Genomic DNA, 23,184 nt, shown 5'->3' on the forward strand with positions numbered 1-23,184 from the left:
ATCGAATTGGCAAACGCACTCGTCCAGCAAAACCGCAAATGGACACCGAAAACAGCTTGATCAAGACGGATACTCTAGACGGTTTGTAAGATCAGATAAAAAACGCTTTTGGAGATCGCAAGATGCCCCTGTTTTTCGGGGTATTTCGATGCCCTCTGAGGTACTACCCGCAAAGACCCCGAGCGCCGATTACTCCGCCGCTTTCTCGGCAGCACGCGTTTCGGCCTCGATCTGGGCCGCGCGGGTTTCCACCTGCTCGACGATATGCTCGATCATCGCCTCGTTGCTCAGCTTGTGGCTCTGCTTGCCGGCCAGATAGACCATGCCGGACCCCGCGCCGCCGCCGGTAAAGCCGACATCGGTCATCAGCGCTTCGCCCGGCCCGTTGACGACACAGCCAATGATGCTCAGGCTCATCGGCGTCTTGATATGTTCCAGTCGCTTTTCCAGTGTCTCGACCGTCTTGATCACGTCGAAACCCTGCCGTGCGCAAGACGGGCAGCTGATGATGTTGACGCCTCGATGCCGCAGGCCCAGCGATTTGAGAATCTCGAACCCCATCTTGACCTCTTCGACCGGGTCCGCCGACAGGCTCACGCGAATGGTGTCGCCGATCCCCATCCACAGCAGGTTGCCCATGCCGATGGCCGATTTCACCGTGCCGCTGATCAGCCCGCCCGCCTCGGTGATGCCCAGATGGATGGGCGCGTCGGTGGCCTCGGCCAGTTGCTGATAGGCGGCGGCGGCCATGAACACGTCAGAGGCCTTCACGCTGATCTTGAATTCGTGAAAATCATTGTCTTGCAGGATGCGGATATGCTCCAGCCCGCTTTCGACCATCGCGTCGGGGCACGGCTCTCCGTATTTTTCCAGCAGATGCTTTTCCAGACTACCCGCGTTGACGCCAATCCGGATCGAACAGCCGTGATCACGCGCCGCTGCGATCACATCGCGCACGCGTTTGGGGTTGCCGATGTTTCCGGGGTTGATCCGCAGGCAGGCAGCGCCCGCCTCGGCGGCCTCGATGCCGCGTTTGTAGTGAAAATGGATATCCGCCACCAAAGGCACCGGGCTCTCACGCACGATATCCTTCAACGCCCGCGCCGAGGCCTCGTCGGGGACTGAAACGCGCACAATATCCGCGCCCGCATCCGCAGCGGCCTGGATCTGGGCAACGGTCGCGGCCACATCCGTGGTCGCGGTGTTGGTCATGGTCTGGACGCTGATTGGCGCATCTCCGCCAACGGGCACGCTGCCCACATGGATCTGGCGGCTTGTCCGGCGGTAAATGTTGCGCCAGGGGCGAATGTGGTTCAGCGACATCGGTCAGGCTCCTCGCCTTACGGTTTCGGATTTGGGGCCAAGATGCCAAGATAAGGAGAGACGGCGCAAGCTTCAATCGCCGTGACACCGAAAGCCAGTCTGGCCGCTATCCGCTGGTTATTGCTGTGGTTCCGTCAGTTCGGCCACGTAACGCGACAGATCCGAGTCCTGCGTGAGATCGGCGACCTCGAGCATCTGGGTCAAATTGGCAGAGGCCAGCGCCAGATTGCTGGTGACAGAGCCACGCGGCCCGGCGGGCCCGAAATGCTGACCATTGATGCGAAAATAGATCGCACCGGATTCGCCCACGCGCAGGGTTGGCGGCACCTCGGTGACGGGCACATCGTAACTGTCGCCAGCGTTCATGATCCCCTCGAAGATCACGCTGCCATCGGCGGCGCGAACACGCACCCAGGCCGGGCGTACCGCGACCATCTGCACACCGGGCGCCGGCGGGGCTACCACCTGCGGGCTGGACGGGGAGGACTCGAGCGCCGCCGCGATCGCGGCATCGATTCCGGTCAGTGCCGGTGGGTTCGGAGCTTGCGGGATTGCGGCGGTCAGCGTGCCAAGCTGGCTCGGGTCCAGCGTCGAGATCGGCGCGTCGCGCGCAACCATCACGGGAACATCCAGCGCCTCGGGCCGATAGAGCCGATCCAGCGTTTCGTCCTGCGGCGCTGCGAAATTTCCGGCCAGTGTCGTCTGGGAGACCTGCCCTGACTGCGTCGCCTCAAGCGGGTCGAGATCGGCCAGAACACTCGGCGTATTTTCGACCGGCGCCACCTGTACGCGCTGCACTTCGGTCAACACGCTCCAGCCGCCATAGCCGATGGCCGCGATCAGTGCGACGAGAACCGCAACTGAGCCGACGGCACCCGGTTCGATCTGTGAAAACAGGCTTTCGGTCGCTGGCACGAACGGTGTGCTGGGCGATGTCAGCCGGTCATCGCCGCGCTTGGACTGCACGCGCGCGATGAGGTCATCATCCTTGCGCATCGACGACGCGGCCGCCGACATGCCATGCGCGGTGGAAAAGCCGCTTTCGGCGCAGAATGTTGCAAAGGCCCGATCCGGGTCCATGCCGAGATACCGGGCATAGGACCGCACGTAGCCGGGAATGAAACCGGGGGTATCAAAGGCATCGGGATCGGCATTCTCGATCGCGGCCACATAGCTGGCCTTGATCCTCAACTCGCGCTCGACATCCAGCAAGGATTTACCCAGCGTGGCACGCTCGCCCCGCATCAGATCGCCAAGCCGCAGTTCAAAGCTGTCAAAGCCCTGTGGCTCGACCTCTTTTACTTCGCTCTTGCGCGAAAACCGACGCAATTTCATGCAACCTGCCCTTCGTCGTCAGAGCCTGTGGTTCGAGTCTTGATTCGAACACTGCTCTTTTGTTACCCGATACAATACCACATGACGTTTTTCATTGCACGTGCCAAGCCTTAGGCTGACTGATCGGCACGATTCAGCGCACATTTCTGCCAAAGGGCATCCATCGCCCGGACCAGCCGATCAATATCGTCCGCCCCGTGCAAAGGCGACGGGGTAAAGCGCAAACGCTCGGTACCCCGTGGCACAGTGGGGTAGTTTATGGGCTGCACGTATAGGCTGTAATCTTCGAGCAATTTATCGCTCAAGTGCTTGGTATGGGTCGGGTCACCGACGATGACTGGCACGATATGGCTGCCATGGTCGATCAGCGGCAGGCCCATCGCCTTGAGCCGGGTCTTGAGGATGCGGGCCTGGGTCTGATGCGCCGTCCGCAACGCCGAATCGCGTTTCAGATTTGCAACACTCGCGGCGGCCCCGGCTGCCACCGCGGGGGAAAGCGACGAGGTAAAGATGAAGCCCGGCGCATAGGACCGGATGGCGTCGCACATCCGCGCCGAGGCCGCCACATAGCCCCCCATCACGCCAAATGCCTTGGCCAGAGTGCCGTTGATGATGTCGAGCCGTCCCATCAGCCCGTCACGTTCAGCGACGCCGCCACCGCGCGGGCCGTACATGCCCACGGCATGGACCTCGTCAATATAGGTCAGCGCGCCGAACTCGTCCGCCAGATCGCAGATCGCCTCGATCGGGCCGAAATCGCCATCCATCGAATAGATCGATTCAAACGCGATCAGCTTAGGGGCATGGGGGTCGTCGGCGGCCAGCAACTCTCGGAGATGCGCCACGTCGTTATGACGGAATATCCGCTTGGCGTTGCCATTGCGCCGGACACCTTCGATCATGCTGGCATGGTTCAGGGCGTCGGAATAGATGATCAGACCGGGAAACAATTTGGGCAGTGTGCTCAGGGTCGCGTCATTGGCGTTATAGGCGCTGGTAAAGAGCAGAGCCGCTTCCTTGGCGTGCAGATCGGCCAATTCACGCTCCAGAGCCGTGTGATAGACCGTCGTGCCCGAAATGTTGCGTGTCCCGCCGGACCCCGCGCCGGTCGCCTCCAGCGCCTCGTGCATCGCCGCCAGAACCTCCGGGTGCTGCCCCATCCCGAGATAGTCGTTGCCGCACCAGACTGTGATTGTACGTTCGGTGCCGTCGGGCCGCCGCCATGTCGCCTTCGGGAAATGCCCGTTGCGGCGCGCAATGTCGATGAATGTCCGGTATCGCCCCTCTTGGTGCAGCCGGTCTAGTGCCTGATCCAGTTTCGCCGAGTAATCCAACGGCTCTCCTCCTCTTGCCCGTTTACGACCTTGCCGCAGGGGTTTTCTACCCTGTGCCGCCGCATATAGGCCACATGCCGCCGTCGTAACAGATTACAAATTGCCGCGACTGGCATCTGCACCTGCGCAACCCGCTGGACAGCACCGCAGCGCCTGTTACGGTCGGTGCCAAATTATCCCAAAGCGAGGTTCCACCATGTCACTGGACGCTGTTCTGTCCCGCATAGACGACCAACTGCCGGATGCGCTTGAGCGGCTGCAGGCGCTGCTCCGCATCCCGTCCATCTCGACCGACCCGGCCTATGCGAAGGACTGCCGGGCCGCGGCCGATTGGCTGGTCGCCGATTTGCAAGCTATCGGCATCGACGCCCGCAGGCGCGACACGCCGGGTCATCCGATGGTCGTGGGCCATGTGCCGGGCGACGGGCCTCATCTGCTGTTCTACGGGCATTACGACGTGCAGCCGGTCGATCCGCTGGAACTGTGGAAGACCGACCCGTTTGATCCTCAGATCGAGGATACGCCCAAGGGCAAGGTGATCCGTGCCCGAGGCGCCGGTGACGACAAGGGGCAGTTGATGACCTTTGTCGAGGCATGCCGCGCGTGGAAAGAGGTGCATGGCACCCTGCCCTGCGCCATCACCTTCTTTTTCGAGGGTGAAGAGGAATCAGGATCGCCGTCGCTGGTGCCGTTCATGCAGGAAAATGCCGATGAACTGCGCGCCGATCTGGCGCTGATCTGCGACACCGGCATGTTCCAGTCGAAAACACCCGCGATCGTCACGATGTTGCGCGGCATGGTCACCGAAGAAGTCACCATCAAGGGACCCGATGTCGATCTGCATTCGGGCTTTTTCGGCGGGCTGGCCGCCAATCCGATCCACGTTCTGGGTGGTATCGTCGCCGGGTTGCACGACAAAACCGGCCGCGTCACGCTGCCCGGTTTCTACGATGGCATTCCCGATCTGGACCCGGAGATGCGCGCGCAATGGCACGGGCTGGGCTTTGATCATGCGACGTTTCTGGGCGATGTCGGCCTGAAAATCCCTGCCGGTGAACAGGACCGCACGCCGCTGGAAATGATCTGGTCGCGTCCCACCGCCGAAGTGAACGGCATCTGGGGCGGATATACCGGTGCCGGGTTCAAGACCGTGTTGCCGGCCGAGGCCCATGCCAAGATCAGCTTTCGCTTGGTCGAAGGCCAGGACCCGGACCGCATCCGCGAAGCTTTCCGCGCCTATGTGACCGCGCAACTGCCCGGCGACGTCAGGGCAGAATTTCATACCCATGGCGGCAGCAGCGCCTCGGTCATGAAAACCTCTGACCCGGCATTCGAGGCGGCGCGCAAGGCACTCAGCGATGAATGGCCCGAAGAAGCAGCCTATGTTGGATGTGGTGGCTCGATCCCGATTGCCGGCCATTTCGGCGAGGTACTGGGCATGAATGCGCTGCTGATCGGCTTTGGCAAGGACGACGACGCGATCCATTCGCCGAACGAAAAATACGATCTGGAGAGTTTTCACAAGGGCACGCGCAGCTGGGCACGGATACTGGACGCGCTGGTCAGCTAGGCCGGGTTTCGGCCCGGCACGCGCCGACCGTAGCCGGGCCTCTATACGGACTGCGAGATTTGCGACCTATCCACCGTCTGCGGCGCGTGGGGCCTGAAACCGTTTGCCGTGCCAAGGCCGCAGGGCTAGCCTGCCGCTCATGATAACCGGTTTCACCGACCACAGCGTTGTCTTGAACGGCATCGAGATCACCTATTCGGCGGGCGGCGACGGCCCGCCGCTATTGCTGTTGCACGGCTTTCCGCAGACCCGCGCCATGTGGGCAGTGATCGCGCCCGCACTGGCCCGAACCCACCGGGTTATCTGCCCCGATCTGCGCGGTTACGGGGCCAGCGGCAAACCGCAGGACGTGGCCGATTACAGCTTTCGCCACATGGCCGCAGACCAGCGCGCGCTGATGGCGCATCTGGGGTACACCCGCTTTGCCGTCGCCGCGCATGACCGGGGCGCGAGGGTGGCGCACCGGCTCTGCCTTGACGCGCCCGAGGCCGTCCGCCGAGTGGCGTTGTTGGATATCGTGCCCACGCACCACCTGCTGAGCGATCTGCGCCGGGATGTGGCGGCGGCCTATTACCACTGGTTCTTTCTGGCCCAGCCTGCCCCCTTGCCCGAGACCCTGATCGGCCATGACCCGGATGCGTATTTCCAGTCCTGCCTGCTGGGCTGGGGCGGCTCGAACATGGATGAGTTCGACGCCGGGCAACTGGCCGCCTATCGCGCAGCCTGGCGCGACCCGGAGACAATCCGCGGCATGTGCAACGATTACCGGGCAGCGCTGACGCATGATTTCGACGACGATGCGGCCGATCTCGGCGCGCAGATCACCTGCCCGGCGCTCATTCTCTATGGCGCGGACGGCGTGATGGCGCGCGCCTATGACGTGCCTGGGATCTGGGCGCGGTTTTGTACGGACATGCAGGCCAGCGCGGTCGCAGGCGGGCATTTCTTTGTCGACACCAATCCGGACGATACGTTGCAGGCCCTTGCCGCGTTTCTTGCCACCTAGTGGCGTGTGCCGCAGGCCCCGCTCAGGGCGCTTTCTCCACCGCGCCACCCGCCTTGACCCAGTCGGAAAACCCGTCCTTGAGATGCGCCGCGTCAAAGCCCATGTCCTGCAGCGTTGCCACCGTCAGCGCAGACCGCCAGCCCGACGCGCAGTGAAAGACATATCTTTTGCCCGGCTGGGCAAAGACTTCCTTGTGGTAGGGGCTGTCGGGATCAACCCAGAATTCTATCATGCCGCGCGGCGCATGCACGCTGCCGGGGATGAACCCGACGCGCTGACGCTCACGAATATCGCGGATATCAACGATCACGACATCCGGGTCGTTCTGCGCCGCGATCAGCTCATCAGTCTCGATTTCGCGGATCCGGGCACGGGCCGCTGCAACCATGTCCGCGGCGGTTGAGGTGAGTTTCTGCATGGGGGTCTCCTTTGGCACTCACAGAGCGTGACACGGCCCGAAATCTGGTGCAACCATCCCACCGAACACCGTCAAAGAAGGATGATCCGACGTGACCGCTACCGAGCCGCCCTCACACTGGAAAATTTCCACCGAAGAACCTGCCGTGACCGGAGAATACGCCGGTGACACAACGACCGAACTGGCCATTGTCGGTGGTGGCTTTACCGGCCTTTCCGCAGCCCTGCATGCCACACAGGCCGGAATGGCCTGCCATGTTCTGGAGGCGCAGGCCATCGGCTATGGCGGTTCGGGCCGCAATGTCGGGCTGGTGAATGCCGGGCTTTGGCTGCCGCCACAGGTCTGCCGCGCCCGGTTGGGCGAAGAGACAGGCGCGCGGCTGGTGCAAATGCTGGGCGAGGCGCCGAACATCGTGTTCAACCTGATCGAGCGCCACCAGATGCGCTGCGAGGCAACGCGCAAGGGCACGATCCACGCCGCCCGAAGCGCGGGCCACATGGCGGATCTGAGCGCCCGCGCCGAGGAATGGCAACGTCTCGGCGCCCCGGTGACCCTGCTGTCGCGCGACGAAGCCATTGCGAGGATCGGCACGCCCGCCGTGCATGGCGGATTGTTCGATGCCCGCGCCGGAACCATCAATCCGCTGGGATACGCGCGTGGGTTGGCCCGCGCAGCGCGCGCGGCCGGAGCCGTGATCAGCACCGGCACGCCGGTCTTGGCGCTCGACCGCGACGGCGATCACTGGCGGCTGCAAACACCTTCCGGCACGCTGCGCGCACGCCATGTTCTGCTGTGCACGAATGCCTATACCGACGCGCTCTGGCCCGGGCTCCGCCAATGCTTCTCGCCGATCCGGTACTTTCAGCTTGTGAGCGCCCCGATGGGCGCACAGGCGGCACATATCCTGCCCGGTGGCGAAGGGATGTGGGACACCGGGACGATCATGTTCTCGCTCAGGCGCGACGCCAAGGGATGCATCTGTGTCGGCTCCATGGGGTCGGTCATCGGCGGCGCGAGCGGGTTGTCGCACCGCTGGGCCACGCGCCAGATGCGTCGGCTGTTTCCCGAACTCGGTCAGGTGCGCTTCGAGACGGCCTGGCACGGACGGATTGCAATGACCCCCGATCACCTGCCGCGAATCTACCGACTGGCGGAGAACCTCTATGCGCCGATTGGCTATAACGGGCGCGGGATCGGCCCCGGTACAGTCTTCGGGGCCGCATTGGCGGCATCGTTGACCGGCGGCGGGCCGGACGCGCTGCCCCTGCCCGCGACGACACCGCAAAAGGTGCGTGCCGGTACGCTCAAAAGCATGGCATTCGAGGCAGCATTCACTGCAAATCAGCTCTACCGCAGCCTCTGATGCGCCCTTTGACGCAACGTTCCGTGGCATGGATCCATGACCTGTTGTTATTCCAGAACCTATCGGCGTAAGGTGGTCGAGCCCGAACGAACAGGCCCGCGCAAATGCGCGGCAAGGGGCAAGTGAAACGCGCTAGGAGAGCTGGATACATGACGCCTTTCGCCGTCGCCGGGGTGCAGATGTACGTGAATGCATTGCAACCGAATGTGGACGGGATGATCCACCGGATCGATATACTGATGGGCCGCTTCCCCTGGACACAGATGGTTCTGTTTTCGGAGCTTGCGCCATACGGGCCACTGCCGAAATTTTCGCTGCCACTGCGCAACGAAACGCTCGACCGGTTCCGCGAAGCCGCGCTCAAGCACAATATCTGGCTGATACCAGGCTCGATGTTCGAGACGGCCGAAGACGGGCGCATCTACAACACCTCCACCGTGATCAACCCGGCCGGAGAAATCGTCGCCCACTATCGCAAGATGTTCCCGTTCCGCCCTTACGAGGTCGGGATCGAGGCCGGAACCGAGTTCTGCATCTTCGACGTGCCCGAGGTGGGCCGCTTCGGGCTGTCGATCTGCTATGATATCTGGTTCCCCGAAACCACCCGCCAGTTGACAAGCCAGGGGGTCGAGGTGCTTCTGCATCCGGTGCTGACCGGCACCACCGACCGCGACGCGGAACTGTCCATCGCCCGCGCCACCGCGGCACAGTTCCAGTGCTACGTGGTGGATGTGAACGGGCTTGGAGCGGGCGGCGTCGGCAAATCCTGCGTCATCGACCCATCGGCCACCGTGCTGCACCAATCGGCGGGCCAGGAGGACATGTTCCCGATCGAGATGGACCTTGACCACGTGCGGCGTCAGCGCGAAGCGGGCCTGAAGGGGCTGGGACAAGTGCTCAAGAGCTTCCGCGACCGTTCGGTCGATTTCTCGGTCTATGACCGCACCAGTGGCACCGATGCCTATCTGCACTCGCTCGGCCCGCTGGAGATTCCCAAACAGGGCTCGCGCGCTGGTATGCGTGGCGAAGAAGGGCAGGACGTGCTGCCGGCGCCGCATACAGATGGCTCGATAGCCAGCGTCACTGAAGCCGCAAAAGGGGTGCCGAACGCCAACGCGCCGCTACAGGAAACCACGGAACAATCAACACACGACGAGAGGGAGACAGCGCCCTACACCGTCTGACATAATAAATAAAAATAGCGGCCGATCATCGACTGCCTGCGCCAAGACATGTGCAATTTAGGTCGGCTGCATAACAGCGGGGACTAAATCTATGCAATCAATGGGTGACTACTATTCAGCCGTCCAACTGCGCTCGGACCGTTGGAGCCAGTTGCGCGAGGCCACCGATGCACTGTCACGCGCCCCCGACGGGCGCAACGCAGAGGCCAATCTCGAAAAAATCACAGAATTGTTTAGTTCCCTGTCCCTGATCGAGGCTTACTGGGCCTTTCCCGGGGTACAGGCGTTTGAATCGCTGCGCCGCCAATTTGACCACGGCAATTATGCCGACCTAGCGTTTTCCGTCCAACGCATTACCCGTGCATTGACGACCGGGGCCTATCGTCGGCGGCACATCCCGCTTGAACGTGACAGCGCCGACCAGGACGACCACGAGGACGAAGCGATCCAGTCGCTGGAAGCGCGTGCGCTCAGCAAGCCCTATTTCGAAGTGATGGTCGTCGATAACCTGAACGAGCATCAGGAACGCTGGATGAAGTCCAACTTTGCCCAGATGCGGCGGACCGGAGACCCGTTTCATTACGAAACAGTCGTGGTGCCCAGCCTGCAGGACGCGTTGATCGGTGTGCTCTTCAACCACAACATTCAGGCCATCGTGGTGCGTCCCGGCTTGATTTTGGAATCCAAGGTCGAACTGTCCATCCTGACCCGCTACCTGAATCGTGCGGGCGGGATCGAGGCGCTCGAAAACCTGGCGCCACAGAACTATGGCCCCGAACTGTGTCGCATGATCGCGAAGGTGAGGCCCGAGCTGGACGCCTACCTGATCACGGAACGGTCGGTCGAGGATATCGCGGGGCTGGACCTCGGGATCTGCCGCCGGGTGTTCTATAATCAGGAAGATTTCCTGGAACTGCACCTGAATATCCTGCGCGGGGTGCAGGCCCGCTACAAGACACCGTTTTTCACCGCGCTGGTCGAGTATTCCAAGCAGCCCACCGGCGTCTTTCACGCAATGCCGATCAGCCGCGGCAAGTCGATCAATCGCAGTCACTGGATTCAGGACATGGGCGCGTTCTACGGGCCCAACATCTTCATGGCCGAAACCTCGGCCACATCCGGCGGGCTGGACAGCCTGCTGGAGCCGCATGGCCCGATCAAGGAGGCACAGCGGCTGGCCAGCCGCGCCTTTGGCTCGAAACAGACCTATTTTGCCACCAACGGCACCTCCACCTGCAACAAGGTCGTCGTGCAAGCCCTTGTAAGGCCAGGGGATATTGTGTTGGTGGACCGCGATTGCCACAAATCCCACCATTACGGCATGGTGCTGGCAGGCGCACAGGTCTGTTATCTGGATAGCTATCCGCTGAACGAATATTCGATGTATGGCGCGGTGCCGCTGCGCGAGATCAAGCACCAGCTTCTGGCGCTCAAAGCGGCGGGCAAGCTGGATCGCGTGCGCATGCTGCTGCTGACCAACTGCACCTTTGACGGCATCGTCTACAATGTCGAACGGGTGATGGAGGAATGCCTCGCGATCAAGCCGGACCTTGTGTTCCTGTGGGACGAAGCGTGGTTCGCCTTTGCCCGGTTCGGCCCCACCTATCGGCAGCGGACCGCGATGAACGCCGCCAACACGCTGCGCGAACGTCTGAGAAGCGATGCGCATGCTGCAGCCTATGCCAAGCAGCAGGCAATGCTTGAGGGCGCCGATGACGAGGCGCTACTGAACACACGTCTGATCCCGCCGCCCGATGCGCGGGTCCGCGTCTATGCGACGCAATCGACCCACAAGACGCTGACCGCGCTGCGCCAGGGCTCGATGATTCACGTCAACGACCAGGATTTCAAAGGCGAAGTCGAGGCCAGCTTCCACGAAGCCTACATGACCCATACCTCGACCTCGCCCAACTACCAGATCATCGCGTCGCTCGATGTCGGGCGACGGCAGGTTGAACTGGAAGGCTTTGAATTCGTTCAGCGCCAGGTCGAGGCGGCCATGTCGATGCGCCGTGCGATTTCGACCCACCCCTTGTTGCAGAAGTACTTCAAGGTACTGACGGCGGGCGACATGATCCCCGAATGTCACCGCGAAAGCGGCGTGCAGAGCTACTACTCTCCCGATCAGGGCTGGACCGATATCTGGGATTGCTGGGAAAAGGACGAATTCGTTCTGGATGCCACCCGCGTCACGCTGGCCGTGGGCGGAACGGGCTGGGATGGCGATACGTTCAAGACAGAAATCCTGATGGACAAATACGGCATCCAGATCAACAAGACGTCGCGCAACACGGTTCTTTTCATGACCAATATCGGCACCACGCGCAGTTCGGTTGCCTACCTGATCGAAGTGCTGGTGGAGATTGCCAAGGAGCTGGACGAGTTGATCGACGACGCGTCGATGATGGAGCGGCGCGGCTTTGAAAAGCGCGTGGCCAACCTGATGGAAGACCTGCCGCCCCTGCCCGATTTCAGCCGGTTCCACGACGCGTTCCGCACGGATAATCTGACATCGGAAGGTGATATCAGGTCGGCGTTCTTCCTGTCATATGATGAACGCAACTGTGACTATCTCGAACTGGACGGATCGCTCAAGGACGCGATGGAAACCGGCGAGGATGTCGTGTCGGCCTCGTTCATCATCCCCTACCCGCCCGGTTTTCCGATCCTGGTGCCCGGACAGGTGGTCAGCCAAGGTATCCTGGCCTTCATGCGGGCGCTCGATGTGAGCGAAATCCACGGTTACCGGCCTGATCTGGGATTGCGCGTGTTTACCAGTGAAGCGTTGAAGCAACAGGCCAAGACCAACGCCGCCCGGCTGAAGCTGAACGTGCAGCGGCAAAAAACGTAAGATTACCGATAAAACCGGCAAAAAAGAAAAGTCCAAGGGAGGACGACAAATGGCCAAAAAGGCAGCCAAGACAACCAAGAAAGCGGACCTGGGGAACATCTCGGAGATCCGCCGGCACTTTCACCGCAACGAAGACCCGATCTATTTCATCTCGGCCACCAACTTCAACCTGTTGGGCCTTGATGAGTGGTGCAAGAACTTCAAGTATATCTGCTATATCGACTGCTATGACGGCAAGCATCCGAATGTGTTCTGCCCGTCTGAAGTCCCGCATGCGGAGTTTCAGTCGATCGAGGACATCAACAACTACCTGTTGCAGCACAAGGAAGTGATCGACCTGATCAAGCGCCGTGGCGGCAAACCGAAATTCGTGTTCCTGATGTTCGACGAGGAAACCGAACGCCTGTCCAAGGAATTGGGTGCCGAAATCTGGTTCCCCAAAGCCAAGCTGCGTCAGGCAATGGACAACAAGATCGAAACCGTTCGGATCGGCAACAAGGCCGGCGTGCCGTCCGTGCCCAATACACTGTCAGAGGTCAAAAGCTACGACCACCTGCGCGAGGTCTGCGAAAAGGCGGGCATCGGCCATGACCTGGTGTTGCAGTCGGCCTTTGGCGACAGCGGCCACACGACGTTCTTTATCAAGTCCGAGGCCGATTTCCGCCGCCATGAGCATGAGATCGTCGGTGAAGGCGAGATCAAGATCATGAAGCGGATCGACTGCCGTGGCAGCGCCATTGAGGCCTGCGCCACCAAGGAAGGCACCATCGTCGGCCCGCTGATGACAGAGCTTGTCGGCTTCAAGGAGCTGACCCCCTATCGTGGCGGTTGGTGCGGGAACGAGATTTTCAGCACCGCCTTTCCACCGAAAGTCCGCCAGAAGGCGCGCGATCTGACGTTCAAGTTTGGCGAGCAGTTGCGGAAGGAAGGCTATCGCGGCTATTTCGAGCTGGATTTCCTGATCGACAAGAAAACCGGCGATATCTGGCTGGGCGAGTTGAACCCGCGCATCACCGGCGCCAGTTCGATGACCAACCACGCCGCGTTTGCCCATGCCGACGCGCCGCTGTTCCTGTTCCACCTGCTGGAATTCTCGAAGAAGAAATTCAGCCTCGACGTCGAGGAGCTGAATGCCCGCTGGGCCGATCCCAAGATGATCGACGGCTGGAGCCAGATGGTCATCAAGCATACCGATGACACGGTCGATATCGTCACCGAGGTGCCCGAGACCGGCATCTACCGGATGAACGAGGATGGCAGCATCAACTTCAACCGCTTTGACTATCACCGGCGCGCGGTCGAGAACGAGAACGAGGCGTTCTTCCTGCGCATCCTGCAACCGGGTGACTACCGTTACGAAGGCGCCGATATCGGCATTCTGGTGACGCGCGGGCGCTCCATGACCCCCGGCTTCCAGCTCAATGAGCGCGGCAAGCGGTGGATTCACGGCATCAAGCAGGGCGTCTCTGCGCGCCCCATGCCCACTGCAGAGGCCGGTCCGGCGCTGGCGGACCCTGCCTTCAAGATCATGTAGCCGTCTGAATGAAACTGATCTGGCGCGCCATATCCGAGGATGAACCCGGCCCCAAGTGGGCCGGGCTCTTCCACGAGTACTGGCCTGATTACCACCGCTGGTGGTCCCGCGAAGGCCCCGAGGCGCGCCCCGGCTTCCTGGACAGCCACAAGGCATTGCGCGCCCATATGCCCGAGCTTCTGCCGCTCTTCGATCAGCTGTGCGAGCTGGCGGGCGGCACGGATCATGCGGCGCGGTTCCTTAGCTTTTATTGCCCGCCGCCCTACCTGTCCTCGTGTTCACAGGCGATCTGGCCCGGCGAAGAGCCGGTGATGGTGCGAAATTACGACTACTCTCCCAAGGCGTTCGACAGCCTGACCCTACGCACGAAATGGCAAGGACGCACGGTGATGGGCACCTCCGACGGTCTCTGGGGGCTGGTGGACGGGATCAACGATGCGGGGCTTGCCGTCTCGCTTACCTTTGGCGGACGGCGCGTCGTGGGCGACGGGTTCGGTGTGCCGCTGATCCTGCGCTATGTGCTGCAAACCTGCGAGACCACGGCACAGGCCGCCAAGGTGTTGGCCCGCGTGCCCACGCATATGAGCTACAACGTGACCGTTGTGGACGCCAAACGTAAATATCTGACCGCGCTCATGGCACCTGACCGCAAGGCAGTGATCACGCATCAGGCGGTGGCCACCAACCACCAGGAGCGCGTCGAATGGGCGTCCCACGCCCGCTTTACCGCCACAGTCGAACGCGAGCGGTTCCTGCTGCAACGCCTGACGCTGCATGTGGAACCGGAAGAGAAGTTCATCAACGCCTTCCTGCGCCCGCCACTCTACTCCACCCGGTTCAACCAGGGGTTCGGCACGCTCTACACGGCGATCTACCGCCCGCAGCGGCTGCAAATGGAATTACGCTGGCCACGCGCCCGCTGGCCCTTTGACCTGAACGATTTCAAAGAGGATTTGCGGGTGATCTATACGCCCGAGGGCGAACCGGACGCAGGATAACGGAGATGTGCCATGCGCGGCCTGCATTCGCGCATCACCACCTTTTACGGAACTTGCTGGGCGATGTGTCGAACTTTGCCCGGAAAGTGCGGGCAAAACTGGACGTGCCAGCAAAACCGGTGGCAGCCGCGATCTCGGTGATCGGCAGATCTGTCTCGGACAGCAGCGAATAGGCCCGACTGAGCCGCAGATCGGAATAATACTGCCACGGGCTTTGCCCCGCATGTTCGGAAAAGCTGCGCTCCAACTGGCGGCGCGAGATGCCGATTTCCTGCGCGATCTGCTCCACGGTCAGCGGCTCTTCCAGATTGGCCTGCATCATCCGGATGGCGGCAATGAGGTTCTTGTTGCGGCTGCCCAGAATGGCCGATTGCGCGGTTTTCTGCGGCGCGTGGCCGGAATGGCTGCGCCCGTGCAGGCACATATCCGATACCACCAGCGCGAATTCCGGCCCAAAATCATCCTCGATGACGCTGAGCATCAGATCAGTCGAGGCGCTGCCCCCCGCTGCCGTCATCAGGTCCCCGTCGATTTCGTAGAGGTTGAGTGATGGCACAAGATCCGGAAATATCTCCAGAAAGGCCGGCTGGTTCTCCCAATGCAGGGTAAAGATACGCCCGTTCAAAAGCCCGGCTTTGGCCAGCGTGAATGCCCCGGTGCAGATCGCGCCCACCGCGATGCCATGCACCGCCTGCCGCGCGGCCCATTGCACCAGACGCGTGTTCAGCGTCTCGGCTGGCTCCACCCCGGCGCAGATGAAGACGCGACTGCCCCTATGGGCATTGGCGATCGGCCCGTCCGGCACCAGCCGCAGGTTATTCGAACATCGGATCGGTTCGCCATCGGTGGTCATGGTGCGCCAACGATAGAGTTCCTGCCGCGATATCTGATTGGCCACGCGCAGCGGCTCAATCGCGGCGCTCAGCGCCAGCATCGTCAGTTTGGGCAGCAGAACGAAATCGAAATCGCGCGGTGCCGCGACCTGAGGGATGTCGAAACTGGCGGCCCCCTTGGGCACATACGAAGATTGCAGCATCCTTGCCCTTTTCCTTCTGCGGCACCGCAACAGTGGCATTTGTCGGGCTTCGTGGCCGGCGGCATAACGGCAAACCCGCGCAAGTCCCGTGCATCCCGGCTCAGATTGCGCTTTCCGTGGCTCAGGTCAATTGCAAGACGACGCAAAAAGGCAGGACCGCAGGCCGCATGAGCCATCACATCGCGGGTTCAGGCGATAACCGTCATGCCCCGCACCAATGCGGCATAGGCTGCGGGCAGTGGCGCGTCACAGATCAGGGTCGGCGCAGGTTCGAATTGCGCCAGCGCCACCATCCCGCGCGCCGGGGTCTCGATGAATTTCGAATGGTCCGCCGCCAGCAGCGTGCGTGCAGCGATGACTGACATCGCCGCGGCGATATCGGCCTCGCAGGTTTCGCCCACCAGAAATCCGCGTGCGGGATGGGCCTGGCTGACCGACAGGATCGCGGTATCGACCTGCATCCGTTCGATCGTTGCAAAGGCCGCCCTGTCAAACGCCGCCCCGTCGTGATCGCGCAGTTGCGTGCCCGCCATGAAGACCCGGTTGCCCGGCTGCATCGCCAGCGTACTGGCCACATAGGCCGAATTAGTCACCACTGTCAGCCGTCGCCGCACCGCCAGTGCCTGGGCCACGAACCCGCAGGTCGATCCGGTGTCGATGGCAAGGCTCTCGCCATCCGCGATCAGGTCCAGCACGCGCTCGGCCACCGCAGCCTTGGCCGCGCGGTTATGCGCCATGCGGGTCTGGAAGGGGGCAGTCACCGGGTTTTGCATGCTGCGGATAGCGCCATGCACCTTTTCCAGCCGCCCGGCCTCCTGCAAGGGGCGCACAACGCGCCGGATTGTCTGGTCCGAAACCCCCAGAAGGTCCGACAGTTCTGCCACCGTCATGGTGCCGCGCAGCGCCAGCGCCTGTTCGATATCCTGAGAGTATTTTGACATTGTCCCCTCGCGTTTCCCAATGGTTCTGGGCCTTGGATCAGACGAAATCAACACAAAACAACATTTTTTGTTGATTTCTGGCGATAACCTGCAACGCTCTGTGTGCGATTCTCGGAGGGACAGGCATGGCACAGCATTCGGCGAAACATCTGATCATCGGCGGGGGCATCATCGGATGCAGCACCGCCTATCACCTAGCCAAAGGCGGCGAGCGTGATGTCGTGCTGCTGGAACGCGCCGCGCTGACCGAGGGTGCCACATGGCACGCGGCGGGCCTTGTCGGGCAGTTGCGCTCGTCACGCAACACCACCCGTATGCTGAAACGCTCGGTCGCGCTCTATGATGCGCTGGAAGCCGAGACCGGCATGGCATTCGACTGGAAAAAGGTGGGCTCTCTGCGTCTGGCCGCCACAAAGGAACGCATGTTGGAGGCGCAACGCCTGACCACCATGGCCCAGAGCTTTGATCTGGAGATGCACATGATCACCCCCGCCGAGGCCAAGGCGCTGTTTCCCTATATCGACGAGACCGGTGTCGAGGGCGCGGCCTTCATCCCGTCGGACGGGCACGTGGATCCGGCGGGCCTTTGCCTGGCCATTGCAGCCGGAGCGCGGCTGCACGGGGCGGATATTCGGCAGGGCGTCGAAGTGACGGATTTCGAGATCAAGAACGGGCGGATCACTCGCGTGATGACCACGCAGGGCGACTATGAGGCGGAAAACGTCATTCTGGCCGCCGGCATGTGGTCGCGCGAGCTGGGCGCAAAGCTGGGCCTGCGGGTGCCAGCCTGCGCGGTGGAGCACCAGTATATCGTGACCGAGCCGCTGCCCGATCCTGATCTGGTGCGCAGCCTGCCCTCGCTGCGCGATCCCGAGAGGCTGGTCTATTACAAACCCGACGCGGGTGGGCGCATGGTGATCGGCGGCTACGAGGATGACACGCTTCCGTTCGGTTCGTCCGGTATTCCCGGACAGTTCGTGCGGCAGTTGCTGCCCGACAACCTCGACCGCTTCGCGCCGCTGGCCGAACTGGCCGGGCGAGTCACGCCTGTCGTGAACGAGGTCGGCATCAGGCAGGTGATCAACGGGCCGATTCCCTACTCTGCCGATGGCGATTTTGTCATGGGCTGGGCGCCGGATCTCAAGAACCTGATGATGGCCACCGGGTTCCTCTATGGAATCGCCGCTGGTGGCGGTGCGGGCGAAATGATCGCGGAATGGATCACCGAAGGGCGGCCGAGCCTTGATCTCTGGCCGCTGGATGTGCGGCGGTTCGGACCGCATCACGGCACCCGCGCCTTCATGTATCCCCGCGCGGTCGAACATTACGCCCACCACTACAAGATGCGCTACCCGGGCGCCGAGGCGCAGAGCGCCCGCGGCTTGCGTCGCTCGCCATTCTATGAATCGCTGAAGGCGCGCGGGGCGGTATATGGGTCGAAAAACGGCTGGGAACGCCCGCTATGGTTCGCCCCCGAAGGCACGCCACCGGTCGATCAGCTCGATTTCCTCGACCCCGGCTGGCACGCCTTTGCAGCGGAGGAACATCGCGCGGTGCGGACCAGTGCGGCATTGATCGACCAGAGCAGCTTTGCCAAGTTCGAGATGATCGGCCCCGGCACGCTGGATACGCTGCAACGGCTTGCGGCCTGCAACATGGATAAACCCGTAGGTTCAGTGATTTACGCGCAGTTCTGCAATCCGCATGGCGGGATCGAATCGGATCTGACCATCACCCGGCTGGGGCAGGATCATTTCTATATCGTCACCGGCGCGGGCTTTGGCACCCATGATGCCGACTGGATCAGACGCCACCTGCCGGAGACCGGCACGGTGCAACTGATCGAAGTCACGTCGGCCCGCGCCGTTCTGAACATCTGTGGCCCCAAGGCGCGCGATATCCTGCAAGCGGTTTGCGAAGAGGACATAAGCAACGACGCCTTTCCCTTTGCCACAGCACGGGAAATTGCCATCGGCGCGGCGCCGGTACGGGCGGTGCGTATCGGATTTGTCGGCGAGTTGGGCTGGGAGTTGCACATTCCAACCGAATTCGGCGCCTATGTGATGGAGCAACTGCGCGACGCAGGCGCGGACCACGGGCTGCGCGATGTCGGCTACCGTGCCATCGATAGTCTGCGCATGGAAAAGGGTTATCTTTACTGGTCCGGGGACATCTCACCCGACTATACCCCGATCGAGGCCGGGCTGGGATTCCGCGTACATCTCAAATCGGGCGGTGATTTCATCGGGCGCGAGGTTCTGGCAAAGCAGAAGAAAAACGGCCCGGAACGCAAGCTCTGCACTTTCACCAGCACCGCGCGGCTGCCGCTATTTGGCGGCGAAACCATTCTGCACGATGGCACCCCTGTCTCCCTCGTGACATCCTCTGGATTTGGTCATAGCGTGGGCCGCATGATCATGCACGCCTACCTGCCCCGCGCGCTCTGTGACCGGTCGGACTTCGAAATCGAGGTCTTTGGCCAGCGTCATGGCATAAGCCGCGTCGATGGTCCGCTCTATGATCCCGAAAACCTCCGGCTGAAATCCTGAAAGAGAGCCCATGTCCGAGCATACGACCCAAGTCATCGCCGCCCTGAACAACGCACCTGGATTTGAAAATGTCACTGCGCAGGACTGCACCATTACCCGGCTTGGGGGGCTGACCAACATCGTGCACCGTGTTGATATGCGCGACCATTCGGTGATTGTACGCATCCCCGGCACGGGCACCGAGAAATACATTGACCGCGCGGTGGAGATCGTGAATTCGCAAGCGGCACATGCGGCCGGCGTCTCGCCCGAGGTGCTGTGGGCTGACGCCGCCTCGGGCATCATGATCAGCCGCACCATCCCCGATATCGTGACGATGACCCCTGCCCTTTTTGCCAGCCGCGCGGGAGCTCCTGCCCGTGCCGGGGCAGCGCTGGCGAAATTGCATACATCCGGCGAGACGTTTGAATTCCAGTTCGATGTCTTTGCGATGATCGACGATTATCTGCTTATCCTTGGAACCAAGGATGTGATCCTGCCGGACGGCTATCACGAGATCGTCGCCGCCGCGGCACCGGTCAAGGAGGCGCTGGCCGCGAACCCGGCGCCACTGGCGCCATGTCATTGCGACCCGCTCTGCGAGAATTTCCTCGATGACGGTGAGCGTATGTGGATCGTGGATTGGGAATATTCCGGCATGAATGATCCGCTCTGGGATGTGGGCGACCTGTCGGTCGAGGCCGAACTGACGCCTGCGCAGGACATGGAGCTGATGCGCGCCTATTTCGGCGGCGATCCCAGCGCCGCACAACATGGCCGCGTCGTGATCTACAAGGCGATGTGCGATCTGCTGTGGACGCTCTGGGGCCTGATCCAGTTCGCGGACGGCAACACGGTCGAAGATTTCTGGGCCTATGCCACGGGCCGGTTCGACCGCTGCAAGGCACTGATGAACGATCCGCAATTCGAGGCGCATGTGGCCGCAGTGCGCAAGGGCTGAAGCAGCCCCGGACCAAGCGCGGGGCTGATGGAGCGCGGCGCGCCATTGCTCAACCGTTGAGCACCTCCAGAACAGCGGCATGCAATTGCGGTGTCGCCGCAGTCACGACCCGCCCATCCGACTCCAACCCCAGTGCCTGGCCCTGCCAGTCAGTCATGACGCCGCCCGCGGCCTCAATCAGCGGCGCCAGCGGCAGGAAATCATACGGCTCAAGCCCGATATCGGTGACAGCATCAATCTGGCCGCCCGCCACCATCGCGTGCGGGTAGCAATCATAGGACATGCGTCTTGTGTGGCCGATTTCGCAGAGCCGGGCAAAACGCGCCGGATCGTCTGCAAATGTACGCTCTGGTTCGTTGACGAAAACAATCGCCTCGTCCAGCCGTGTGGTGGCGCGCGCCCGAATGGGCGTACCGTTCAGCGTGGCCGCCCCGCCGCGAATGCCGAGATAAGTCTCGTTCAGCGCGGGCATGCGGACGACGCCGATCTGTGGCACGCCGGACTGCAGATGGCCGATCAGCATACCGAAGCCGGGATAGCCCGACAGGAAATACCGTGTCCCGTCTATCGGGTCGATGATCCAGGCCGGGCCGTCGAGCGATCCGCTGATGCCGAATTCCTCGCCAAAGACGCCATGTTCGGGGAACGCATCGGCCAATGCCGCGCGAATGGCTTCTTCGGTTGCGCGGTCGGCGACGGTGACCGGGCTGAGATCGCCCTTCAGCTCGATCCCGAGTCCACCTTGCCGGAAATGGCGCATCGGAACAGCGCTGGCCTCTTCAGCGATACGGGCCGCCACCCGCGCGATATCATCCAACCCGCTCATGTTGCAGCCACCTGAATCTCGGTGCCCCAGCGTTGCGTCGCCTGTGCCAGATCGGCAGGTGGGGCAGCATCTGTAATCAGCCTGTCGATCAATGACGGGTCACACAACGTGATCGGTGCGGTGCGCCCGAACTTGGACGAATCCGCCGCCACCCAGCGGCGTTTGGCGTTGCGCAGGATCGCGCGGCTGAAATTCGCTTCTTCAAGGTCGAACAACATGAAACCGTCCCGCGCCGTGATCCCGGCCGTGGACAGGACAGCCAGATCGGTTTTGAAATTATTGGCGAATGTCATCGCCTCGGCCCCGAAGGCCCCGCCATCATGGGCGCGCAGCGCCCCGCCGGCCATATAGACCTGATTGGCGTTGCGCGTGGCCAGCTTGAACGCCACCGAGACCGAGTTCGTCACCACCAGCAGATTTGAATGGTCGCGCAACGCGTCGGCGATGTAGGATGTCGTGCTGCCCACATCGAGAAACAGCGAACTGCCATCAGGCACCTGGCCCGCCACATAGCGCGCGATGGTCTGCTTGGCCTCCGGGCTGATCCGCAACCGCTGCTGGAAATCGTCCTCGCCGCTATCCTGAGCCAGGCGCGCGCCACCATGCATCTTTTCGACCTGCCCGCTATCGGCGAGCCGCTTGAGATTGCGCCGAACGGTCTCTTCCGAAACCTGCAATTCGCTCGCCAGCTTTTGCACACGCAACGATCCACCGGCGCGCCGAAGCGCGTCGAGAATCTCTTGCTGGCGATGATTGGGATGCGCGATTTCCATGTGGACCTGTCCAGGTTGGTGTGCGGTTTGGGTGCCCTAATTTGCAGCAGCCTTGTCGGCCTTCAACCTAAATAGTGCATGAATTCAAAAATTTTCCAACATAAAACCTCAAAAATCGTTGCAATATGTTGTTTTCTGCGCTTCACTCATTGGCGAATACACTACTCAAAACGGCGTCGCAGCAAGCGGGGCCACAATAAAATCAGGGAGTCTGCCATGAAATTCACCTCTGCCATCTCCGCTGCCGCACTGGCCGCAGTATTAGCCATACCCGCCTTCTCGCCGGCCTTTGCCGAAGTCGAGAGCCAGGATCCGATCAGGCTGACCACCCATGACTGGACCGGTCAGATCATCAACACCACCATCCTGGGCGAGATACTCAAGAAGGCCGGATATAACGTCGAACTGGTACAGGCCGATTACATCGCGCAATTCGCCGGCCTCAAGACCGGCGATCTGCATGTCGCCACCGAGATCTGGGAAACCACCGGCCGCGAGGCGATGGACGAGGCAATCGCGACCGGCGATGTCGTCAACATGGGCGAAGGCGGCATGATGGCGATCGAGGAATGGTGGTATCCGTCCTATATGGAAGAACGCTGCCCCGGCCTGCCAAACTGGGAAGCGTTGAACGATTGCGCCGCTGAATTCGCCACGTCCGAAACCGCACCGTTGGGCCGTTACCTGGGCGGTCCGGTCACATGGGGTGGCTTTGACGAGGAACGTGTCGAAGCGCTCGGGCTCGATTTCGAGGTGGTCCACGCAGGCACCGACGCGGCCCTCTTTGCCGAACTCGAATCAGCCTATCAGCGAAAGGCCCCGATCGTGCTGTGGATCTATTCGCCGCACTGGTCGACGGTAAAATACGAAGGCAGCTTTGTCGAATTCCCGCCCTTTAGCAAGGAATGCTACGAAGATCCGTCCGTGGGCGTGAACCCGAATGCGGCCTACGACTGTGGCAAGCCAACAGGTCCGATCTGGAAGGTCGCATGGGCCGGCGTCGAGGACAAATGGCCCGGTGCGGCGGAAATCATCCGCAACTACACCCTGACCAACGATGAAATGGGCAAGCTGGTTGTTGCGGTCGATCTCGACGGCAAGTCGATCGAGGAAGCCGCCAACTCCTGGATGGAAGAGAACGCCGCCAAGGTTGATAGCTGGATCAACTGATCCTTCCTGATGACTGAATGAGGGGGCTTCTGT

The 23,184-nt window shown here is 61.8% G+C and carries 18 protein-coding genes; 10 read left to right on the forward strand and 8 right to left on the reverse strand.

Translation table 11 applies throughout. The features are described 5' to 3' along the window. Window positions 1-189: 189 nt before the first annotated feature. The 3 genes from ispG to hemA all read right to left on the reverse strand — a co-directional run bounded on the left by ispG (window position 190) and on the right by hemA (window position 3,992). The gene (gene ispG, locus O3306_RS09315) at window positions 190-1,323 is read right to left on the reverse strand and encodes a flavodoxin-dependent (E)-4-hydroxy-3-methylbut-2-enyl-diphosphate synthase (protein ID WP_272006115.1); all 1,134 of its coding nucleotides are present in this window, start codon (window positions 1,321-1,323) and stop codon (window positions 190-192) included. Between the two features lie 117 nt (window positions 1,324-1,440). Next, complete coding sequence (locus tag O3306_RS09320) at window positions 1,441-2,658, reverse strand: helix-turn-helix domain-containing protein (protein WP_272006118.1); 1,218 nt, start codon at window positions 2,656-2,658, stop codon at window positions 1,441-1,443. A 110-nt stretch (window positions 2,659-2,768) separates the two neighbouring features. Then, window positions 2,769-3,992: a 5-aminolevulinate synthase gene (gene hemA, locus O3306_RS09325; protein ID WP_272006121.1), complete on the reverse strand. Its 1,224-nt coding sequence runs from the start codon at window positions 3,990-3,992 to the stop codon at window positions 2,769-2,771. A gap of 196 nt (window positions 3,993-4,188) precedes the next feature. Between hemA and O3306_RS09330 the strand changes: the two genes are divergently transcribed. Both O3306_RS09330 and O3306_RS09335 read left to right on the forward strand, forming a co-directional pair. Next, window positions 4,189-5,562 (forward strand): M20/M25/M40 family metallo-hydrolase, encoded by a 1,374-nt coding sequence (locus O3306_RS09330; protein WP_272006124.1) that lies wholly within the window; start codon window positions 4,189-4,191, stop codon window positions 5,560-5,562. A 139-nt stretch (window positions 5,563-5,701) separates the two neighbouring features. Beyond that, window positions 5,702-6,568: an alpha/beta fold hydrolase gene (locus O3306_RS09335; protein ID WP_272006126.1), complete on the forward strand. Its 867-nt coding sequence runs from the start codon at window positions 5,702-5,704 to the stop codon at window positions 6,566-6,568. 22 nt (window positions 6,569-6,590) lie between these two features. Here the strand turns inward: O3306_RS09335 and O3306_RS09340 are convergent, their stop codons facing one another. Then, entirely contained in the window at window positions 6,591-6,986 is a 396-nt protein-coding gene (locus tag O3306_RS09340) for a rhodanese-like domain-containing protein (protein ID WP_272006129.1), read from the reverse strand. A 91-nt stretch (window positions 6,987-7,077) separates the two neighbouring features. On the opposite strand from O3306_RS09340, the gene O3306_RS09345 reads away from it, so the two are divergent. The 5 genes from O3306_RS09345 (at window position 7,078) to O3306_RS09365 (ending at window position 14,916) form a co-directional block, all read left to right on the forward strand. Beyond that, a complete protein-coding gene (locus tag O3306_RS09345; RefSeq protein ID WP_272006132.1) occupies window positions 7,078-8,349 on the forward strand; it encodes an NAD(P)/FAD-dependent oxidoreductase in 1,272 nt (423 codons plus the stop codon). A gap of 149 nt (window positions 8,350-8,498) precedes the next feature. After that, window positions 8,499-9,533, forward strand: a complete 1,035-nt coding sequence (locus O3306_RS09350; RefSeq protein ID WP_272006134.1) for a carbon-nitrogen hydrolase family protein — start codon at window positions 8,499-8,501, stop codon at window positions 9,531-9,533. 91 nt (window positions 9,534-9,624) lie between these two features. Continuing rightward, the gene (locus tag O3306_RS09355) at window positions 9,625-12,384 is read left to right on the forward strand and encodes an aminotransferase class I/II-fold pyridoxal phosphate-dependent enzyme (protein ID WP_272006137.1); all 2,760 of its coding nucleotides are present in this window, start codon (window positions 9,625-9,627) and stop codon (window positions 12,382-12,384) included. A 49-nt stretch (window positions 12,385-12,433) separates the two neighbouring features. Then, the gene (locus O3306_RS09360; RefSeq protein ID WP_272006138.1) at window positions 12,434-13,918 is read left to right on the forward strand and encodes a biotin carboxylase; all 1,485 of its coding nucleotides are present in this window, start codon (window positions 12,434-12,436) and stop codon (window positions 13,916-13,918) included. 8 nt (window positions 13,919-13,926) lie between these two features. Further along, entirely contained in the window at window positions 13,927-14,916 is a 990-nt protein-coding gene (locus tag O3306_RS09365) for a C45 family autoproteolytic acyltransferase/hydolase (RefSeq protein ID WP_272006139.1), read from the forward strand. Between the two features lie 34 nt (window positions 14,917-14,950). On the opposite strand, the gene O3306_RS09370 is transcribed toward O3306_RS09365, so the two are convergent. Together O3306_RS09370 and O3306_RS09375 are read right to left on the reverse strand one after the other, a co-directional pair. Next, on the reverse strand, window positions 14,951-15,952 hold the full coding sequence (locus O3306_RS09370) for a GlxA family transcriptional regulator (protein ID WP_272006145.1): 1,002 nt from the start codon (window positions 15,950-15,952) through the stop codon (window positions 14,951-14,953). A 188-nt stretch (window positions 15,953-16,140) separates the two neighbouring features. Continuing rightward, window positions 16,141-16,893 (reverse strand): DeoR/GlpR family DNA-binding transcription regulator, encoded by a 753-nt coding sequence (locus O3306_RS09375; protein WP_272006148.1) that lies wholly within the window; start codon window positions 16,891-16,893, stop codon window positions 16,141-16,143. Window positions 16,894-17,018: 125 nt separating this feature from the next. Here O3306_RS09375 and O3306_RS09380 point away from each other — a divergent pair, with 125 nt between their 5' ends. Continuing rightward, entirely contained in the window at window positions 17,019-19,442 is a 2,424-nt protein-coding gene (locus tag O3306_RS09380; protein WP_272006151.1) for a GcvT family protein, read from the forward strand. A gap of 10 nt (window positions 19,443-19,452) precedes the next feature. Beyond that, the gene (locus tag O3306_RS09385; protein WP_272006153.1) at window positions 19,453-20,382 is read left to right on the forward strand and encodes a choline/ethanolamine kinase family protein; all 930 of its coding nucleotides are present in this window, start codon (window positions 19,453-19,455) and stop codon (window positions 20,380-20,382) included. Window positions 20,383-20,431: 49 nt separating this feature from the next. Here O3306_RS09385 and O3306_RS09390 read toward each other — a convergent pair whose 3' ends face one another. Then, a complete protein-coding gene (locus O3306_RS09390; RefSeq protein WP_272006155.1) occupies window positions 20,432-21,208 on the reverse strand; it encodes an inositol monophosphatase family protein in 777 nt (258 codons plus the stop codon). Then, complete coding sequence (locus tag O3306_RS09395) at window positions 21,205-21,981, reverse strand: DeoR/GlpR family DNA-binding transcription regulator (RefSeq protein ID WP_272006158.1); 777 nt, start codon at window positions 21,979-21,981, stop codon at window positions 21,205-21,207. Before O3306_RS09395 ends, O3306_RS09390 begins: the two co-directional genes overlap by 4 nt. 216 nt (window positions 21,982-22,197) lie before the next feature. Here O3306_RS09395 and O3306_RS09400 point away from each other — a divergent pair, with 216 nt between their 5' ends. Then, window positions 22,198-23,151: an ABC transporter substrate-binding protein gene (locus O3306_RS09400; RefSeq protein ID WP_272006161.1), complete on the forward strand. Its 954-nt coding sequence runs from the start codon at window positions 22,198-22,200 to the stop codon at window positions 23,149-23,151. Window positions 23,152-23,184: the final 33 nt, after the last annotated feature.

This window comes from Roseovarius sp. ZX-A-9, from assembly GCF_028369135.1.
GTDB lineage: Bacteria > Pseudomonadota > Alphaproteobacteria > Rhodobacterales > Rhodobacteraceae > Roseovarius.

Bases quoted from the DNA above. Each gene is read 5' to 3' on its own strand.
- O3306_RS09395 (WP_272006158.1), bottom strand. From the start codon at position 21,981: ATGGAAATCGCGCATCCCAATCATCGCCAGCAAGAGATTCTCGACGCG.
- O3306_RS09340 (WP_272006129.1), bottom strand. From the start codon at position 6,986: ATGCAGAAACTCACCTCAACCGCCGCGGACATGGTTGCAGCGGCCCGT.
- O3306_RS09390 (WP_272006155.1), bottom strand. From the start codon at position 21,208: ATGAGCGGGTTGGATGATATCGCGCGGGTGGCGGCCCGTATCGCTGAA.
- O3306_RS09375 (WP_272006148.1), bottom strand. From the start codon at position 16,893: ATGTCAAAATACTCTCAGGATATCGAACAGGCGCTGGCGCTGCGCGGC.
- O3306_RS09355 (WP_272006137.1), top strand. From the start codon at position 9,625: ATGCAATCAATGGGTGACTACTATTCAGCCGTCCAACTGCGCTCGGAC.
- O3306_RS09360 (WP_272006138.1), top strand. From the start codon at position 12,434: ATGGCCAAAAAGGCAGCCAAGACAACCAAGAAAGCGGACCTGGGGAAC.
- O3306_RS09365 (WP_272006139.1), top strand. From the start codon at position 13,927: ATGAAACTGATCTGGCGCGCCATATCCGAGGATGAACCCGGCCCCAAG.
- O3306_RS09385 (WP_272006153.1), top strand. From the start codon at position 19,453: ATGTCCGAGCATACGACCCAAGTCATCGCCGCCCTGAACAACGCACCT.
- O3306_RS09330 (WP_272006124.1), top strand. From the start codon at position 4,189: ATGTCACTGGACGCTGTTCTGTCCCGCATAGACGACCAACTGCCGGAT.
- O3306_RS09400 (WP_272006161.1), top strand. From the start codon at position 22,198: ATGAAATTCACCTCTGCCATCTCCGCTGCCGCACTGGCCGCAGTATTA.
- O3306_RS09350 (WP_272006134.1), top strand. From the start codon at position 8,499: ATGACGCCTTTCGCCGTCGCCGGGGTGCAGATGTACGTGAATGCATTG.
- ispG (WP_272006115.1), bottom strand. From the start codon at position 1,323: ATGTCGCTGAACCACATTCGCCCCTGGCGCAACATTTACCGCCGGACA.
- O3306_RS09320 (WP_272006118.1), bottom strand. From the start codon at position 2,658: ATGAAATTGCGTCGGTTTTCGCGCAAGAGCGAAGTAAAAGAGGTCGAG.
- O3306_RS09335 (WP_272006126.1), top strand. From the start codon at position 5,702: ATGATAACCGGTTTCACCGACCACAGCGTTGTCTTGAACGGCATCGAG.
- O3306_RS09380 (WP_272006151.1), top strand. From the start codon at position 17,019: ATGGCACAGCATTCGGCGAAACATCTGATCATCGGCGGGGGCATCATC.
- O3306_RS09370 (WP_272006145.1), bottom strand. From the start codon at position 15,952: ATGCTGCAATCTTCGTATGTGCCCAAGGGGGCCGCCAGTTTCGACATC.